Source organism: Anaeromyxobacter dehalogenans 2CP-1 (assembly GCF_000022145.1).
Taxonomy (GTDB): domain Bacteria; phylum Myxococcota; class Myxococcia; order Myxococcales; family Anaeromyxobacteraceae; genus Anaeromyxobacter; species Anaeromyxobacter dehalogenans.
On sequence record NC_011891.1, the window covers coordinates 2,017,347 to 2,034,383 of the forward strand.

The window sequence follows — 17,037 nt, forward strand, 5'->3', positions numbered from 1 at the left end:
GGTCCGCGCCGGCGGCGCGGCGGGGGGCGGCTCGGCGCGGACGGCCCCGGCGTTCGCCGCGGCGGCGACGAGCGCCGCGAGCGCCGCGCGGCCGAGCGCGGCGAGGGTGCGCGGGGCGGCGAGCCGGGTCCCGGGGATGGCGTCCTCCTCCCCGTACCGTAGGCCGTCGCGCCCGGGCGCTCAAGCGACGCGCCGCCTCGCACCGGGAGCGGCTGCCGCGCCGCCCGCCCGCGTCAGGGCCGCGCGTGCGCGTGGCGCCGCGCGCGCAGGCGGACGCCGTCGGCCTCGACGCCGTAGTCGGTGAGCGCCGAGACGATCAGGATCCCCACGCCGGACGCGAGGAACAGCCCGTCGGCCGGCGCGGTGAGCAGGCCCAGGAACACGAGCAGCCCGGCCCAGCCGGCCGCCTCGACGGCGCCGTGCGCCCAGAACGGGATCACGCGCAACGCGCCGGGGGCGTAGCCGGTGAGCAGCGACATCCCGAGGTGCGCGCCGCCCACCGCGTACGCGATCACCGCGGGCCCGGCGGGCAGGCCGAGCACGGATGGCGCCAGGACGAGCACCGCTCCGAGCAGGTAGTCGAGGATGCCGTGGATGGTGGGCGAGATGAGCGGCGCAGTCATGATCGAGCCCTCGTCTCAAGACGGTGGACACTCGGTCCGGGCGATGCCCCGCCGCCCGGACGCTCCGGGCGCGTGCGGCCTTCGCGCGGGGCCCGACCGTGCTGCGCCGGCGTCTCGCTGGCCCGGGCCGCGCGGGTCCACGCGGGCCGCAGGGAGCGTTGGCCACCGGATCGAGGGATCCCACCGTCACTCGAAGTCCGGATTGACGGCTTTTCGATCCTGACCCAAAAGTGCCCGACCTTCCTCTACAATGCCGCCGCGCCGCACCGTCGCGGCCGCACCTTCCGGAGATCCTGTGACCGACACGGAAAAGCGAAACCTGGTCGCGCAGTGGGCGTTCGACACCCGGCCCGTGCTCCTCCGCTTCCACCTCTGGCTGGAGGACGTCGAGGTCGAGCGCGCGCAGACCGAGCCGGTCTCCGCGTTCTCGTTCACGCCGCGCGGCATCGCCCGCTGCCTGGCCATGACCTCGGCCGCGACCGCGCTCGGCACGCGGCTGTTCGGCGACTACGGCGGCGGCGCGGGCAAGGACAAGGCCGCCTACAACCAGGTGAAGAAGGGCGCCGACGCGATCAGCGCCTACGTGATGAGCGAGGGCCTCTGGCACCTCACCCGGACGCTCCCCGAGAACCACGCCATCATGGTGTCGCTGGGCGAGGGGCTCATGCCCAAGGCGGGCGAGACGCCGGAGATGGGCGCGAACCCGCTGCTCGGATTCGGGCGCGTGTACGCCCGGCCCGAGGTGGCGCGGCTGGTGGATCGCGCGGTGCGCCGCCTGCTCAACGACCCCTCGCACTCCTTCGACGACTTCTACGGGTGGCTGCAGAAGCGCGGCATCACCGTGTGGGGCGCGGCGGTGGACACGCTCGAGAACACCTCGCGCTTCGCCGAGGGGAAGCCCACCGGGCCGATGGCGGTGTTCCACCTGTTCGACTCACCGCTGACCATGTCTCGGCCGTACGAGTCGTACATGGGCAGCCTCACCGTGCCGCGGGCGGTGGCGCAGTCGGCCGAGCGCGCCTCGGTGCTGCTCGACTACCGCACGCCGCGCCGCCAGGTGGTCGAGGCGATCGAGGCGACGTACCCGGGCATCCGCCGCGAGAACGTCCACGTCTGGACGCTGCGCGGGAAGAGCCGCGTGGCCCGCCTCGGCAAGCTGTGGGAGGAGTGGAAGTCGCTCGGCGTGGACCTCGTAGAGGACGGCTGGAAGGCGCCGTCCGGCGTGGCCGTGTTCACCGACTCGGGCACCTACGCGCCCACGTTCCTGGTGGGGAGCTGGAAGGACGCCGAGGGCGCGACGCACGTGTTCCTCACCGACGGCTACGCCGCGACCGCGGAGGCGGTGCAGGCGGCCAGCCTGTCGGAGGTGCTCGACGTCGAGACCACCATGGCGCCGTTCTCGCCGTCGTTCGAGCTGCCCTGCGACGCCGAGGGGCGGATCATGCAGCTCGATCCGGCCGCGCCGGACTTCGCGCGCCGGCTCACCGACGTGTTCGGCGGGCGCGAGCTCGAGGTGGGCAAGGTCGAGAGCTACGCCGAGGCCATCCGCGAGGCGGACGTGTCCAACATGCCGCTCGGTCGGCGGGTGCTGCGCGCCGCCGACTTCCTGCCGGAGAAGAGCTGGCGCGTGCTCGCGAGCACCGGGTACATGTGCGACGACCCGTACACCGGGAGCCCGGGCGTCACGAAGGTGCGCGACGGCGTCTACCGGGTCACCACCCGGCTCGCCACGCACAGCGCGTCCGCGCAGATCGCGTTCACGTTCCGGCTCATGGAGCCGCTCGAGCAGGCGCGGCACGTGTTCAGCCCGCTGCTGGTCCGGTTCATGTCGGGGGTGGACCACACGCAGCGCCCGGTGAAGATCTCCGACTCGGGCCGGATCCGGAACGAGCTGCAGACCATGTTCTCCCAGGCGCTCGAGCACGACCGCGAGAAGATCCGCGTCCACTTCGACCGGGTGGACGAGCGGGTGGTGCCGCGTGAGAAGCAGGAGGCGGTCCGCCGCGTGCTCGAGTGGTACAAGGCGAACCACCCGGTCTGGTTCTCCTGGCTCGAGCTGGGCTGAGCGAGCGCTGAGAGAGCGTGAAGGAATCGGCCGGTGCCCCATGGACTGGGGCCGCCGGCCGTGATCTTCTCGGGGCGTGAGCGAACACGACGCGCCGCGGGTGGTGAGGCCGGTCCGAAATCAACTCTCGCTGCAGCCGACGGACCTCGAAGCGCTGGTCCCGGACGAGCACCCGGTTCGCGCCATCTGGACGTTGGTCGAGCGGCTGGACCTGTCGGCGTTCTACGACGAGATCGCGTCGCGCGGCAGCAATGCTGGGCGGCCAGCAACGGACCCGGCGGTGCTGCTCGCGCTGTGGCTGTTCGCCAACTCGGAGGGCGTGGGGAGCGCGCGGTTGCTCGAGCGGCTGTGCGAGCGGGACGCGCCCTACCGCTGGATCTGCGGCGGGGTGCCGGTGAACCACCATACGCTCGCCGACTTTCGCGTGGAGCACGGGAAGAAGCTCGACCGGCTCATGACGCAGGTGCTGGCCGCGCTCATGAAGGAAGGCGTGGTGCAGCTCCGGCGCGTGGCGCAGGACGGGATGAAGGTCCGGGCGAGCGCCGGCGCGGCGAGCTTCCGGCGTCGTCAGTCACTGGAGCGCTGCCGCAAAGAAGCCGAGGAACAGGTCCGAAAGCTCAGGCGCGAGATCGAGAGCGATCCGTCAGCTTCGACGAAGCGTGTTCAGGCTGCGAAGGAGCGGGCCGCGCAAGCTCGGCTCGATGCCGTCGAGGCCGCACTTGCGGAGGTCGAAGTCGTCGAGAAGCAGCGCGTCGAGCGAGACGAGAAGAAGCCCTCGGACGCGAGGCGTCGCGGCGAGATCCGCGTCAGCACCACGGACGCGGAGAGCCGCGTGATGAAGATGGCGGACGGTGGGTTCCGGCCCGCCTACAACGTGCAGTTCGCGACGGACGAGAGCGGTGTCATCGTGGGCACCGACGTCACGAACAACGGTACCGACCAGCCGCACGTCGTGCCGATGCTCGACGAGATCCGGCGCCGAACGGGCGAGACGCCACGCGAGTACCTGGTCGACGGTGGCTTCGTGACGCTCGACAACATCGAGGCCATCGCAGAGCGGGGCGCGACTCCGTATGCGCCGCTGCCGAAGCCGAAGAGCAAAGCCGTCGATCCGCACGCTCCGAAGCGCAACGACACACCTGCGATCGGGGCCTGGCGCGTGCGGATGGGGACAGAGGACGCCAAGCGCGTCTACGTGCAGCGCGGCGTCCTCGCCGAGAGGACGAACGCAGATCTCCGTGTGCACCGGCGACTCGACCGGCTGAACGTCCGAGGGCTGGTAAAGGTGAAGACGATCGTGCTGCTCGCCGCGATCAGCTTCAACATCATGCGTCTCGTCGCGAGCAGACTCTCGGCCTAATCGCCTCCGGACGGGACTCCCGGCGCCGGACCGAGCTCCGCCGGCTGAACGAGCCCTCCGACGCCCCCGCGTCCCCGAAGGTGGGCGCGCTCGACCCCGGGCGCCTGCCCGCGCCGCACCCGCAGCGCGGACGGATTACTTCACGGTCCCTGAGCCGCCCCGACGTCCTGAGGTCCCACCCGGGTGAGTCACGCCACGGCGTGCCGTGGATTCACGCCCTCCGGGGGCGACGCATTACTCTCGGTCGGGGGAAGCGGACCCTAAGCGCCCGATTTCATTGATCGGCCGGACGGTCCGGGGCTGGTGCGGCGCATGCAGATCCGGGAGGATGGATGCCCGGCGCCCGCCGCCGGCCCAGCCCGGAGACGCTCCATGAAGAAGCCCGCCCTGCTCGCCCTCGCGCTGGTCCCGACCCTGCTCCTCCCCGCCTGCGTGACGACCACCACGAGCACGCGCACCTGGGGAGATCCGTACGGCGGCGGGGGCGGCGACTGGGTCCGCTACGGCCGCGTCGAGTCGATCCGCGAGGTGGTCCAGAAGCAGCAGGGCAACCCCGGCGCCGGCGCGGTGGCCGGCGCGGTGATCGGCGGCCTGCTCGGCAGCGCGCTCGGTGGCCACACGCACTACGACCGCTACGGCTACGCGCACACCCACGCCAGCGCGGGCGGCGCAGTGGTGGGCGCGGTCGGCGGCGCCATGATCGGCGCGGCGGCCAGCCAGGGCTCGAACGCGGAGTACCGCAGCTACGAGGTGTTCGTGCGCTACGAGGACGGCGGCGTCGAGCGCCACGTGTACCAGGGCTACGCCCCGTTCCGAGTCGGCGACGCGGTGGCGCTCACCGCGAACGGCCTCGCCCGCGAGTAGCCGTTCGTCGCCATCGCGGCGGGCGGAGGCACGCGCGGCCTGCGCGCGCTCCCGCGGCCGGCCCCTGCGCACTCGGGGTGCACCCGGCGTTCCGGGGGCGCGGCGCCCGGCCGCGCGGCCCGCGGGTGTAGGATCACGCCATGGTCACCGTCCGCGTCCGGCTCGCCGCCGCCGGCCGCGCCGCCGCCGGCGCGACCCTGCTCCTCGCCCTCGCCTGCGCCGGCCCGCCGGCCGCCACCGGCCCGCTGCCGGAGCGCCGCACCGCCTTCGCGCGCCCGGACCAGGATCCCGCCCTGCGATCGCTGCCGCTCGACGAGCGCTCGCTGACCGGCGTGGAGCGCGTGGTGGTGCGGCTCTCGCCCGGTCCTCGCGGCGGGGTGCGGCTGGTGGAGGTCGTCTCGCCGGACCTCACGCCGGCCGAGCGCGCCGACCTGGCGCGCGCCATCGAGGCCGGCGAGGTGAGGCCGGAGACCGGGCCGGAGCGTCAGGGCGCGAGCTGGACCAGCACCGTGCTGCGCCGGCGCTGATCCACCGAACGTGAACCTCCGCTCAGAGCGCGTGAATCCATCCCCGGACCGAGCCAGGCGGTCGAGCCGCGGGCAGCGCGAGGCGCGACGACCGAGCATGCCCCGAGGCATGTGAGGGAGGATCAACGACGCGATGCGACGCGGATCGGCCGCCGCGGCGACGGGAGGTGCTCTCAACGCCGGTCCTGGGTGGGATCGGGGTTCGAGCTCCCCGACCAGCCGCCGGTGGCGGTGTCGCCGCTCGACGAGGTGCCCCCGCCGGCGTGGGAGTCCTCCTCGCCGCCGGTGCGCGGCCCGGGTGGCTCGACCGGGCTCTCGGCGCTCGCGCCGGACGCCGCGCCCACCTGCTCGCCGGCCGTGGTCCGCCGCTCCGCGCCCGTGCCGCCCCGCCGCCCGTGCACCGGGCGCCGGACGTCCTGCGCGCTCCGCTGCTGCGGCACCGCCTTGCGGGCGTGGGGCGTGCCGGCCGCCTCGCCGCCCTTCGCGCGCGGCGCCTGGCTCGCGGCGGCCGCGTGCTCCCCTGTCGCGTGCGGCGCCGCCTTGGTCGCGTCACCCTTCGCCTTGCGCGGCGCCTCGGGCTGCGCACGCTCCCCGCCCGCTGGCCCGCGCCCGTCCTCCTGCGCGCGCTCCCCTTGCGCCCGCGCGCCGGCCGCGAGCAGCAGGCCCGCCGAGATGGCCGCCCCGATCGCCCATCGCCGCGCCGTCATGTTCCCGCCTCCCCGCGGCGAGCCCGCCGCGCTCCCTCACGGTGGGGAGCGGCGGCCGGCTTCGCAGCGGCAGCGGGCGCCGGGGCGGCGCGCAGCGGGGCGAGCGCCTCGGCGGCCCCGGTGACGGAGCGCAGGGCGGGCGCTTTCGCGCCCGCTCGTGCTGTCAGGGACCGTGAAGTAATCCGTCCGCGCTGAGGGAAGCGGCGCGGGCAGGCGCCCGGGGTCGAGACGCGCCCACCTTCGGGGACGCAGGGGCGTCGGAGGGCTCGTTCAGCCGGCGGAGCTCGGTCCGGCGCCGGGAGTCCCGTCCGGAGGCGATTAGGCCGAGAGTCTGCTCGCGACGAGACGCATGATGTTGAAGCTGATCGCGGCGAGCAGCACGATCGTCTTCACCTTTACCAGCCCTCGGACGTTCAGCCGGTCGAGTCGCCGGTGCACACGGAGATCTGCGTTCGTCCTCTCGGCGAGGACGCCGCGCTGCACGTAGACGCGCTTGGCGTCCTCTGTCCCCATCCGCACGCGCCAGGCCCCGATCGCAGGTGTGTCGTTGCGCTTCGGAGCGTGCGGATCGACGGCTTTGCTCTTCGGCTTCGGCAGCGGCGCATACGGAGTCGCGCCCCGCTCTGCGATGGCCTCGATGTTGTCGAGCGTCACGAAGCCACCGTCGACCAGGTACTCGCGTGGCGTCTCGCCCGTTCGGCGCCGGATCTCGTCGAGCATCGGCACGACGTGCGGCTGGTCGGTACCGTTGTTCGTGACGTCGGTGCCCACGATGACACCGCTCTCGTCCGTCGCGAACTGCACGTTGTAGGCGGGCCGGAACCCACCGTCCGCCATCTTCATCACGCGGCTCTCCGCGTCCGTGGTGCTGACGCGGATCTCGCCGCGACGCCTCGCGTCCGAGGGCTTCTTCTCGTCTCGCTCGACGCGCTGCTTCTCGACGACTTCGACCTCCGCAAGTGCGGCCTCGACGGCATCGAGCCGAGCTTGCGCGGCCCGCTCCTTCGCAGCCTGAACACGCTTCGTCGAAGCTGACGGATCGCTCTCGATCTCGCGCCTGAGCTTTCGGACCTGTTCCTCGGCTTCTTTGCGGCAGCGCTCCAGTGACTGACGACGCCGGAAGCTCGCCGCGCCGGCGCTCGCCCGGACCTTCATCCCGTCCTGCGCCACGCGCCGGAGCTGCACCACGCCTTCCTTCATGAGCGCGGCCAGCACCTGCGTCATGAGCCGGTCGAGCTTCTTCCCGTGCTCCACGCGAAAGTCGGCGAGCGTATGGTGGTTCACCGGCACCCCGCCGCAGATCCAGCGGTAGGGCGCGTCCCGCTCGCACAGCCGCTCGAGCAACCGCGCGCTCCCCACGCCCTCCGAGTTGGCGAACAGCCACAGCGCGAGCAGCACCGCCGGGTCCGTTGCTGGCCGCCCAGCATTGCTGCCGCGCGACGCGATCTCGTCGTAGAACGCCGACAGGTCCAGCCGCTCGACCAACGTCCAGATGGCGCGAACCGGGTGCTCGTCCGGGACCAGCGCTTCGAGGTCCGTCGGCTGCAGCGAGAGTTGATTTCGGACCGGCCTCACCACCCGCGGCGCGTCGTGTTCGCTCACGCCCCGAGAAGATCACGGCCGGCGGCCACAGTCCATGGGGCACCGGCCGATTCCTTCACGCTCTCTCAGTGCACCGGCGCGCCCAGGTTGGCGACCGGCTGCACCTGCTCGCAGCGCATCCACTCGGCGGTGTCGAGCAGGACGGAGTCCATGTACGTCCCGGCGGGCATCAGCAGGCGCGGCGCGTGGGCCAGCGTGGCGTCCACGAAGATCGGCGCGCCGAACAGGCCGAGCGGCGGCTCCGCGCCCGGGTCGCAGGGCCGGAAGTGCTCCGCGAGCTCGTGCTCGGGGACCAGCTCGGCGGCGGCGCCGGTCGCCTCCTCGAGCACGCCGAGCCGGACCTTCTCGGCGGCCGACACCACCGCGATCGCGTACTTGCCGTCGAGCCGCACCACCACCGCCTTCGCGACGCGGTGGCCGGAGACGTGCTCGGTGGCGGCGAGGTCCTGCGCCGACATGGCGAAGGGGTGCGTGTGCAGCTCGTACCCCCGGTGATGCTCCTTCAGGTGCGCCTCGATCATCATCGGGATCATGACCGTTCGCTCCCGTCTCGAGAGATGGGCTACGCGGCGATCGTGCCCCCGCCGGCGCGGCGCGGCGCGCCCGCGACCGGGGCCAGGCGTGGGTCTTCGGGGTTGCCGCGGGCGGGCGTGCCCCCGCGGCGCGCGGCGCCGCGCCCAGCGCTCGAGGATCGCTCAGCCCGCGGCGGGTCGCGGCGCCGCCGGCGCGGCCTGGCACAGCCGGCCGGAGAGGCGCTGCAGCGCGTCCACCAGCGCGTCGAGAGACTGCTCGCCCACCAGCCGCTGCACCTCGCGGCCGGCGCCGTCGAGCGCCAGGAACGTGGGCACGGCCACCACCCGGTGCGCGCGCGCCAGCGCCGCGCCCTCCGGCGCCTCCACCGTGTGCCGCTCCACCCGCGCGCCCGGGCAGCCGTGCTCCGCGGCGGCCACCACCGGCTCCATCCGCCGGCAGACCGGGCAGCTCCGGCTCACGATCTCGACCAGCGCCGGGCCGTGCCGCGGCGGAATGGCCGCGGGCGCCGCGCCGGGCGCGTCGGGCACCGCCACCGCGCAGGCGGCCGAGGACGCGTCGGTGCAGACCGCCGGCGCGTCGGCCCCGGCCGGCCGGGCCGACGCGACGGACGGGGTCGAGGGGACCGCCGGAGCGCCCGCCGCGACCTCCTCTGCCGCGGCGCCGCCCGCCCGCGGCATCAGCACCATGAGCCGATCGGTGGCGAGCAGGATCCCGGCGCCCACCAGCAGCAGCCCGGTCGCCTTCTCGAGCCGGGGCAGCTGCCGCTTCAGCCGGTCGAGCCAGGCGAGCGCGCGCCCCGCGAAGGCGGCCGCGAGGACGAGCGGGGTCACCAGGCCGGCCGCGTACGTGCCGAGGTAGAGCGCGCCGCGGGCCGGGCTCGCGCCGGCGGACGCGGTCCAGGTGAGCACCGAGCCGAGGACCGGGCCGACGCAGGGGGTCCAGCCGAGCGCGAACGCCCCGCCGAACGCGAACGACGCCGCGAGCGAGCCGCCGGGCCGCACGCGCGCCAGCCACGGCCGCCGCTCCACGTCGAGCGCGGGCAGCCGGAGCACGCCGAGCACCTTCAGGCCGAGCGCGACGACCAGCGCGCCGGACACCGCCAGCAGCGCGTCCCGGTGCGCCGAGAGCGCCTCGCCCGCCGCGCTCGCCCCGGCGCCGAGCGCCACGAACACCGCCGCGAGGCCGAGCGAGAACGCGATCGCCGATGGGACCAGCCCGCGCGGCCGCTCGCCCCGGCGGAGCGCCTCCACCGACGCGCCGCCGAGCAGCGACAGGTAGACCGGCACCAGCGGCAGGACGCAGGGGGAGGCGAAGGTGAGGATCCCGGCGGCGAACAGGCCGGGCAGATCGAAGCCCATCTCTGGATTCTCCCCGGGCGCGGGCCCGGCGTCACGGGGCCGATGTGGGAGCCCCGGCCGCCCGCTGGACGCGGGCCGGCGCCCCCTGGACACGTCCGGCCGGCCGGAAAGTTCCCGCGCGCGCCGCTCGGGCGGGTCGCCGGGCCGGCGCCGGGAACCTTTTCGCGGCTCCGCGTGTCTCACCCTCCGGTGGCCGGCGGCTTCCTCCAGCGTGCGCTCGCGCAGGTCCCGTTCCTCCGCCGGAACGGGCGCCGCCTCGCGCGCAGCGCCGCCGACGCGGACGACCTCGTGCAGGAGACGCTGGTGCGCGCGCTGGAGCGGCAGGAGGAGCTGCGCGACCCGGCCCGGCTGCGCGGCTGGCTCGGGGCCCTGCAGCGATCCATCCACCTGAACGCGGTGCGCGGGCTGCGGCCGCGGCTGGAGGTGCTGGAGGGCGGGCGCGCGGCGGAGGCGACGCCGGACGCGGCCCCCACCGCCGAGGAGGCGCTGCTGGCCCGCGCGCTCGGGGACGGGCTCTCGGCGGCGCTCGCCGCGCTGCCGCCGGAGTGGCGCGAGGCGCTGTGGCTGCGCGAGGTGGAGGATCTGTCGTACCAGGAGATCGCGCGCGTGCAGGGGTGCCCGGTGGGCACGGTGCGCTCGCGGCTGGCGCGGGCGCGGCGGGAGCTCGCCGGCCGCCTGCGCGAGGAGGACCGCCATGTCGGCCTGTAGCCCGGAGTGGAACGAGCGCGTCTCGGCCTGGCTCGACGGCGAGGTCGAGCGGATGGAGCGGGTGCGGGTGGAGGCCCACCTCGCCGGCTGCCCCGGCTGTGCGGCGGCGGCGGCGGCGTTCGGGCGGCTGGGCGCGGCGCTCCGGCGCGGCGCGGGCCCGGCCCGGGCGGCGCGGCAGGTCCTGCCGGCGCGGCGCGCACTCCGCCCGGCCTTCCGGGCGGCGGCGCTCGCGGCGGGCCTGGCGCTCGCGGTCGGAGGGATCGCCGGCGGGGTCTGGCTGGCGGGGCGGGGCAGGGCGGGCCTGGATCGCGGCCTCGCCTCCGACGCGGAGCGCACGCACCTGCGCTCCTTCTCGCGCGCCTCGCCCTGCGAGTTCGAGTCGCGCGACGCGGGCGCGGTGGCCTCCTGGCTCGAGGGCGCGCTGGGCTTCACGGTCCCGGTGCCCGACCTGCCCGGCGCGACGCTGCTCGGCGCGCGCCGGTGCGCGCTGGGCGGGCAGCCGGCCGCGCACCTCCTGTACCGGGTGGGCGAGCGCGCGCTGACCGTGCTCGTTCCGGGCGTGGGCTCGCCGGCGTCGGCGGCGGTGGAGCGGGTGGCGCGGGGCGGCGCGAGCTGCACCGCCGGGCCGCTCGGCGAGCGGGTCTGCGCGGTGCCGCTGGGGCAGCCGGCGCTGGCGGTGTCCGAGCTGGATCCGCCCGCGCTCCTGGCGCTGTTCGACGCGCCGCGCGGCTGACGCGCCCGATCGCGCGACGGGGCTCGGCGGGAGCGGAGCGCGGGATGCCGCGCCCCGCGGCTGACGGCCCGGGCCGACGGTTCCGCGAGCGCGGCGGCCGGATCGGATCTAAAACGTCCGGCCGTGTCCGCCGCCCCCTCCGTCCGGTTCATCGTGCTCGTGCTCGCCGTCGCGGCGGGCGCCAGCGTGGGCAACCTGTACCTGCTGCAGCCGCTCCTCCCCGAGGTGGCGCGCACGTTCTCCACCTCGCCGCGGGCGGTGGGGGTGGTCTCGATGCTGACGCAGGTCGGGTACGGCGCCGGCATGTTCCTGTTCGTGCCGCTCGGCGACGTGCTGGAGCGGCGCCGGCTCATGCTGGCGCTGCTCGGCGCGGTGGCGGTGGCGCTGGTCGCGGTGGCGGCGTCGCCGACGCTGCCGGTGCTGGCGGGCGCGTCGCTGGCGGTGGGGATGACCACGGTGGTGCCGCAGCTGGCGCTCCCGCTCGCCGCGCACGTCGCGCCGCCGGAGGAGCGCGGCCGCGCGGTGGGCGCGGTGATGGGCGGGCTGCTGGTGGGCATCCTGCTCGCGCGCACCGCGAGCGGCTTCCTGGGCGCGCACCTGGGCTGGCGCGCGGTGTACGTGGTGGCGGCGGCGCTCATGGTGGCGCTGGCGGCGGCGCTCCGGGCGCTGCTCCCGCGGAGCGAGCCGGACGCCTCCATGCCGTACCCGGAGCTGCTCCGGTCGATGCTCGACATCGCGCGCGAGGAGCCGGTGCTCCGGGAGGCGGCGGCGCTCGGCGCGCTCGGGTTCGCGGCGTTCAGCGTGTTCTGGAGCACGCTCGCGTTCCAGCTCGAGGCGCGGCACGGGCTCGGGCCGGACGTGGCCGGGCTGTTCGGGGTGCTCGGGGCCGCGGGCGCGCTGGCGGCGCCGGTGCTGGGGCGGCTCGCCGACCGCACCCGCCCGCGCGCGAACGCCGGCATCTCCATCGTGGTGGCGCTGGCCGGATTCGCGGTGTTCGCCGCGAGCGGGAGCGTCCCCGCGCTGGTGGCGGGGGTGCTGCTCCTCGACGTGGGGGTGCAGGGCAACCACGTCTCCAACCTGGCGCGGGTGCACGGGCGCCGGCCGGAGGCGCGCAGCCGCATGAACACGATCTACATGGTGACCTACTTCGCCGGCGGCGCGCTCGGGACCGCGGTGGGCACCTGGGCCTGGACCGCCCGCGGCTGGGCGGGCGTGTGCGCGGCGGGCGCGGCGTTCCTCGCCGCCGCGCTGGCCCTCTGGGCGCTCGGGCTGCGGCGCGACCCGGCCCCGGCGCGCGACGGTTCCCGCGGCAACCCGGCCCGAGGGGATTAGAATGCGCCCCGTGAGCCAGCCCATCCGCGTGTTCGTCACCGGCGGTACCTTCGACAAGGAGTACGACGAGCTGTCCGGTCGGCTCTACTTCAAGGACACGCACCTGCCGGAGATGCTGCGGCTGGCGCGCTGCCGCCTCGACGTGAGCGTCCGGAACCTCATGATGGTGGACAGCCTCGACATGACCGACGGCGACCGGCGGATCATCGTGGAGAGCTGCCGCTCCGCCGCCGAGGACCGCATCCTGGTGACCCACGGCACCGACACCATGGCCGAGACGGCGCGGGCGCTCCTCGCCGCCGGCCTCGGCAAGACCGTGGTGCTCACCGGCGCGATGATCCCGTACGCGTTCGGCAGCTCCGACGGGCTCTTCAACCTCGGCAGCGCGCTCTCGTTCGTGCAGGTGCTGCCGCCCGGCGTCTACGTGGCCATGAACGGCCGCGTGTTCCCGGGCGACAAGGTCCGCAAGAACCGGCAGACCGGGACCTTCGAAGACCTCGCCTGAGCGCGTCCGGCCACCGGACTCGACGCGCGCGCTGGTCGAGCGCGCCGCACCCGACTCGGACGGGAGCTTCTCCCCGCTGCGTCGCAGCGTCGCGGACGCGCGGCCTCGCTGTGCCCTGGCGTGGTGTCGCGCAACCCGGGGGCGGCGTGGTCGTCGGAGGTGGGTGAAGGTCGTCTTCCGGAAATTCAGGGCCTGAGAGGAGCGTTTCCCGGCCCCGAGTGTTCAAGGTTGCGACCGCCAGCCCGGTTGCTGGCGTCGCTCCCCTGGTCATCGAAGGAGGTTCGTACATGAAGCTTCAGGGTCTTCGCATCGCGCTCGCTGGCGCGCTCGCGCTCGGTCTCGCCGCGTGCGGCTCGTCCAGCAACGACGCGCCCGCCCGGATCAACGTCCGCCTGGTGGACGCGCCCGGCGACTACACGCAGCTGTTCCTCGACGTCCGCGAGGTGCAGATCGACGGACCGGACGGCTGGCAGACGCTGGGCACCTGGACCGGCGGCCCGATCGACCTGCTCACGCTCACCAACGGCCTGAGCAAGACGCTGGCCGAGAACGCGCCGATCGCGGCGGGTCACTACGGGCAGATGCGCCTGCTGCTCGGGCCGGACAACACCGTGGTGGTGGACGGCATCGCCGAGCCGCAGCCGCTCAAGGTGCCCTCGGGCATGCAGTCGGGGGTGAAGCTCACCGTCAACTTCGACGTCGAGCCCGGCACCACCAAGGACGTCTTCATCGACTTCGACGCCCACAAGTCGATCTTCGTCCACCGCGCCGGCAACTCCGACCAGTACATCCTCCGCCCGGTGGTGCGCGCGTTCGACCAGGTGGTCACCGGCACCATCTCCGGCACGGTCACCGCGGGCGGCACGGCGGTGGCGGGCGCCACGGTGCTCGTCGAGACGGTCGAGGGCGGCGCGCCGAGCGTGGTCCGCGCCACCGTGACGGGCGCCGACGGCAAGTACGCGGTCGGCCTGCTGCCGGTCGCCACGACCTATTACGTGGTCACGCAGCCGGTGGTCGGCGGCACGGTCTACCAGACCTTCGCGAGCGGGCCGATCGAGCTCACCGCGGCGGCGCCGCTGCCGGTGCAGGACGTCGCGCTCACCGTGGCGGCCGAGCACGGCGGCATCAACGGCGCGGTGACGCCCATCGCGACCGACACGCAGCGCGACCTGCTGCAGGTCGTCCAGCCGTTCGGGGCGACGCCGGTGAACCTGATCGTCCGCGAGGTCACCCCGGTGGTGGCCGCGACCGAGACGTTCGCGGCGCCGGACCTGCCCACCGGCGCCTACTCGCTGGTGCTCACGCGCGACACGTTCGACGCGAACGGCGACCAGACCGGCCACGCCGTGGCCGCGCCGGTGGCCGCGACCGTGACGAACGGCGCCACCGCGAACGTGGCGCTCACGGCGCCGTAGCCGCGCAGGACCGGATCCCGGGGCGCAGCCCCGTGGATCGGGAGGGGAGACGGCCCCGCTGCCCATCGCCGGGCGGCGGGGCCGTGCCTTTCCGGCCACGCCCTACTGCGCGGTGTAGCCGCCGTCGACCACCGCCGCCGACCCGGTGACCCCGGCGGCGCGGTCGCTCGCCAGGAACAGCGCGTAGTCGGCCACCTCGCGCGGCGAGAGCAGCCGCCGCTGCGGGACGAGCGGGTAGATGACGTCCTCCAGCACGCGCTCCAGCGGCACGCCGCGGGTGCGGGCCAGGTCGGCGAGCTGGTTGCGCACGAGCGGCGTGTCCACGTAGCCCGGGCAGAGCGCGTTCACGGTGATGCCGTCGGCGGCGCCCTCCAGCGCGGCCACCTTGGTGAGCCCGAGCAGCCCGTGCTTCGCGCTGTTGTAGGCCGCCTTCCCGGCGAAGCCGACGAGGCCGTTCACCGACGCCACGTTCACGACGCGCCCGTGCCGCTGCCGGCGCATGACCGGGAACGCGTGCTTGGTGGCGAGGAACGGCCCGACCAGCATGACCCGCAGCAGCAGCTCGAACTTCTCGGTGGGGAACGCGTCGAGCGGCGCCACGTGCTGCAGCCCGGCGTTGTTCACGAGCACGTCGAGCCGCCCGTGCGCGGCGAGCACCGCGGCGACCGCCCGCTCCACGTCCGCCTCGCGGGTGACGTCGCAGCCGATGCCCTGCGCCACGAGCCCCTGGGCCGCCAGCGCGGCGGCGGCCTGCCCGGCGCCCGCGGCGTCGAGGTCGGCCAGAACCACCCGGGCGCCCTCCCGCGCGAGCTGCTCCGCGATCTCGCGGCCGATGCCGCTCGCCGCGCCGGTGACCAGCGCGGCCCGCCCGTCCAGCCCAGCGCTCATGGCTTCCCTCCGGTGAACGACCGCCGCACCAGCGCGCGGACCTCGCCCACGATCCCGCGGCGGAACGCGACCACGCAGGCGACGAACACCGCGCCGGTGATCACCGTCACCCACGAGCCGGTGTCGGCAAGGTAGTTCTCGAGCGCCACCACCAGCAGCGCCCCCACCGAAGGCCCGAGCACCGTGCCCATGCCGCCGAGCAGGGTCATGAGCACCACCTCGCCCGACCGGTGCCAGTGCACGTCGGAGAGCGAGGCGAACTGGAGCACCACCGCCTTCAGCCCGCCCGCCAGGCCGGAGACGCCGGCCGAGAGCACGAACGCGAGCAGCTTGTAGCGGGCCACGTCGTAGCCGAGCGAGACCGCGCGCGGCTCGTTCTCGCGGATGGCGCGGAGCACGTGGCCGAACGGGGAGTGGATGGCGCGGTGGAGCAGCCAGAAGCCGGCCAGGAACGCGGCGTACACGAACCAGTAGGCGGTGCGCGGGTCGTCGAGCGGGATCAGCCCGAGCGCGCGGCCGCGCGGGATGCCCTGCAGCCCGTCCTCGCCGCCGGTCCAGGGCAGCTGGACCACCAGGAAGTACACGAGCTGCGCGAAGCCCAGCGTGATCATCGCGAAGTAGATGCCGGAGCGCCGGATGGCGAGCGCCCCGAACACGAGGCCCAGCGCGGCGGCGAGCGCGGTGCCGAGCAGCACCGCCACCTCCGGCGGCAGCCCCCAGCTCCGCAGCGCCCAGCCGGTGGCGTAGGCGGACGCGCCCAGGAACGCGGCGTGGCCGAAGGAGAGCAGCCCGGTGTAGCCGAGCAGCAGGTTGAACGCGCTCGCGAACAGCGCCAGGCAGAGCACGTTCATGGCGAAGACCGGGTACACCACGAACGGCGCGGCCAGCCCCGCGGCGAGCAGGGCCAGCCAGCCCCAGGTGACGAGCCGCCCGGGCATCTAGCGCTCCCTCCCGAACAGCCCGGCGGGGCGCACCAGCAGCACGAGCGCCATCACCACGAACACCACCACGCTGGAGGCGGGCGGGTACCAGAAGCGCGTCAGGCCCTCGAGCAGCCCGACGCCGAGGCCGGTGACGATGGCGCCGCCGATCGACCCCATGCCGCCGATCACCACCACCGCGAACACCACCATGATGACGCTCGACCCCATGAGCGGCGTCACCTGGTACACCGGCGCGGCCACCACGCCGGCGAACGCGGCGAGCGCCGCGCCGAAGCCGTAGGTGAGCGTGAACATGAGCGGCACGTTCACCCCGAACGCCTGCAGCAGCTTCGGGTTCTCCGTGCCGGCGCGCAGGTACGCGCCCAGCTTGGTCCGCTCGATGACGAACCAGCAGGCGAGGCACACCGCCAGCGACAGGCCCACCGCCCAGGCGCGGTACAGCGGCAGGAACATGAAGCCGAGGTTCACGCCGCCGCGCAGCCAGCCCGGCACCGGGTAGGCGAAGCCGGAGTTGCCGTAGGCGTGATGGAACAGCCCCTCCGCGATGAGCGTGAGGCCGAACGTGAGCAGCAGGCCGTAGAGCGGATCCAGCCCCTGCAGGCGGCGCAGCAGCGTCCGCTCGACGGCCATGCCGACGAGGCCCACCGCGAGCGGCGCGAGCAGGAGCGCCCAGCCGTAGGGGACGCCCAGGTACGTGAGCCCCATCCACGCGGCGAAGGCGCCCATCATGTACTGCGCGCCGTGGGCGAAGTTCACCACGTCGAGCAGGCCGAAGATGACCGCGAGGCCCAGCGAGAGGAGCGCGTAGAACGCGCCGTTGATGAGGCCGAGGAAGAGCTGGCCGAAGAGCGCCTGGGTCATGGGGGACGGGG

The 17,037-nt window shown here is 74.6% G+C and carries 17 protein-coding genes; 9 read left to right on the forward strand and 8 right to left on the reverse strand.

What is annotated here, in order from left to right; translation table 11 throughout:
- Nucleotides 1-233: 233 nt before the first annotated feature.
- Nucleotides 234-623, reverse strand: coding sequence for a hypothetical protein (locus tag A2CP1_RS09045; protein WP_012633069.1), 390 nt, complete (start codon nt 621-623; stop codon nt 234-236).
- Nucleotides 624-918: 295 nt separating this feature from the next.
- Here A2CP1_RS09045 and A2CP1_RS09050 point away from each other — a divergent pair, with 295 nt between their 5' ends.
- The 4 genes from A2CP1_RS09050 to A2CP1_RS09065 all read left to right on the forward strand — a co-directional run bounded on the left by A2CP1_RS09050 (nt 919) and on the right by A2CP1_RS09065 (nt 5,439).
- Nucleotides 919-2,688: a hypothetical protein gene (locus tag A2CP1_RS09050; RefSeq protein ID WP_012633070.1), complete on the forward strand. Its 1,770-nt coding sequence runs from the start codon at nt 919-921 to the stop codon at nt 2,686-2,688.
- A gap of 76 nt (nt 2,689-2,764) precedes the next feature.
- Complete coding sequence (locus A2CP1_RS09055; RefSeq protein WP_012633071.1) at nt 2,765-4,048, forward strand: IS1182-like element ISAde2 family transposase; 1,284 nt, start codon at nt 2,765-2,767, stop codon at nt 4,046-4,048.
- 372 nt (nt 4,049-4,420) lie between these two features.
- Nucleotides 4,421-4,912: a membrane protein gene (locus A2CP1_RS09060; protein WP_012633072.1), complete on the forward strand. Its 492-nt coding sequence runs from the start codon at nt 4,421-4,423 to the stop codon at nt 4,910-4,912.
- A gap of 140 nt (nt 4,913-5,052) precedes the next feature.
- Entirely contained in the window at nt 5,053-5,439 is a 387-nt protein-coding gene (locus A2CP1_RS09065; RefSeq protein WP_012633073.1) for a hypothetical protein, read from the forward strand.
- Nucleotides 5,440-5,612: 173 nt separating this feature from the next.
- On the opposite strand, the gene A2CP1_RS09070 is transcribed toward A2CP1_RS09065, so the two are convergent.
- The 4 genes from A2CP1_RS09070 to A2CP1_RS09085 all read right to left on the reverse strand — a co-directional run bounded on the left by A2CP1_RS09070 (nt 5,613) and on the right by A2CP1_RS09085 (nt 9,640).
- Nucleotides 5,613-6,146, reverse strand: a complete 534-nt coding sequence (locus A2CP1_RS09070) for a hypothetical protein (protein ID WP_012633074.1) — start codon at nt 6,144-6,146, stop codon at nt 5,613-5,615.
- Nucleotides 6,147-6,464: 318 nt separating this feature from the next.
- On the reverse strand, nt 6,465-7,748 hold the full coding sequence (locus tag A2CP1_RS09075) for an IS1182-like element ISAde2 family transposase (RefSeq protein ID WP_012633071.1): 1,284 nt from the start codon (nt 7,746-7,748) through the stop codon (nt 6,465-6,467).
- Between the two features lie 65 nt (nt 7,749-7,813).
- Nucleotides 7,814-8,281, reverse strand: coding sequence for an aminoacyl-tRNA deacylase (locus tag A2CP1_RS09080; RefSeq protein WP_012633075.1), 468 nt, complete (start codon nt 8,279-8,281; stop codon nt 7,814-7,816).
- A 162-nt stretch (nt 8,282-8,443) separates the two neighbouring features.
- A complete protein-coding gene (locus tag A2CP1_RS09085; RefSeq protein ID WP_012633076.1) occupies nt 8,444-9,640 on the reverse strand; it encodes a cytochrome c biogenesis protein CcdA in 1,197 nt (398 codons plus the stop codon).
- Nucleotides 9,641-9,814: 174 nt separating this feature from the next.
- Here A2CP1_RS09085 and A2CP1_RS09090 point away from each other — a divergent pair, with 174 nt between their 5' ends.
- The 5 genes from A2CP1_RS09090 (at nt 9,815) to A2CP1_RS09110 (ending at nt 14,333) form a co-directional block, all read left to right on the forward strand.
- Nucleotides 9,815-10,348 (forward strand): RNA polymerase sigma factor, encoded by a 534-nt coding sequence (locus tag A2CP1_RS09090; RefSeq protein WP_245530022.1) that lies wholly within the window; start codon nt 9,815-9,817, stop codon nt 10,346-10,348.
- The gene (locus A2CP1_RS09095) at nt 10,335-11,081 is read left to right on the forward strand and encodes a zf-HC2 domain-containing protein (RefSeq protein ID WP_012633078.1); all 747 of its coding nucleotides are present in this window, start codon (nt 10,335-10,337) and stop codon (nt 11,079-11,081) included. The genes A2CP1_RS09090 and A2CP1_RS09095 overlap by 14 nt, the downstream gene beginning before the upstream one ends.
- Nucleotides 11,082-11,204: 123 nt before the next feature.
- Complete coding sequence (locus A2CP1_RS09100) at nt 11,205-12,413, forward strand: MFS transporter (protein ID WP_012633079.1); 1,209 nt, start codon at nt 11,205-11,207, stop codon at nt 12,411-12,413.
- 1 nt (nt 12,414) lies between these two features.
- A complete protein-coding gene (locus A2CP1_RS09105) occupies nt 12,415-12,918 on the forward strand; it encodes an asparaginase (RefSeq protein ID WP_012633080.1) in 504 nt (167 codons plus the stop codon).
- A gap of 287 nt (nt 12,919-13,205) precedes the next feature.
- Nucleotides 13,206-14,333 carry a DUF4382 domain-containing protein gene (locus tag A2CP1_RS09110; RefSeq protein ID WP_012633081.1) on the forward strand — a complete coding sequence of 376 codons (1,128 nt, stop codon included), beginning with the start codon at nt 13,206-13,208 and terminating at the stop codon, nt 14,331-14,333.
- A gap of 102 nt (nt 14,334-14,435) precedes the next feature.
- Here the strand turns inward: A2CP1_RS09110 and A2CP1_RS09115 are convergent, their stop codons facing one another.
- The 3 genes from A2CP1_RS09115 to A2CP1_RS09125 are packed head-to-tail and all read right to left on the reverse strand — an operon-like array spanning nt 14,436 to nt 17,026.
- The gene (locus A2CP1_RS09115; RefSeq protein ID WP_012633082.1) at nt 14,436-15,221 is read right to left on the reverse strand and encodes a 3-hydroxybutyrate dehydrogenase; all 786 of its coding nucleotides are present in this window, start codon (nt 15,219-15,221) and stop codon (nt 14,436-14,438) included.
- Nucleotides 15,218-16,159: a branched-chain amino acid ABC transporter permease gene (locus tag A2CP1_RS09120; protein ID WP_012633083.1), complete on the reverse strand. Its 942-nt coding sequence runs from the start codon at nt 16,157-16,159 to the stop codon at nt 15,218-15,220. Before A2CP1_RS09120 ends, A2CP1_RS09115 begins: the two co-directional genes overlap by 4 nt.
- On the reverse strand, nt 16,160-17,026 hold the full coding sequence (locus tag A2CP1_RS09125) for a branched-chain amino acid ABC transporter permease (protein ID WP_011421190.1): 867 nt from the start codon (nt 17,024-17,026) through the stop codon (nt 16,160-16,162).
- Nucleotides 17,027-17,037: the final 11 nt, after the last annotated feature.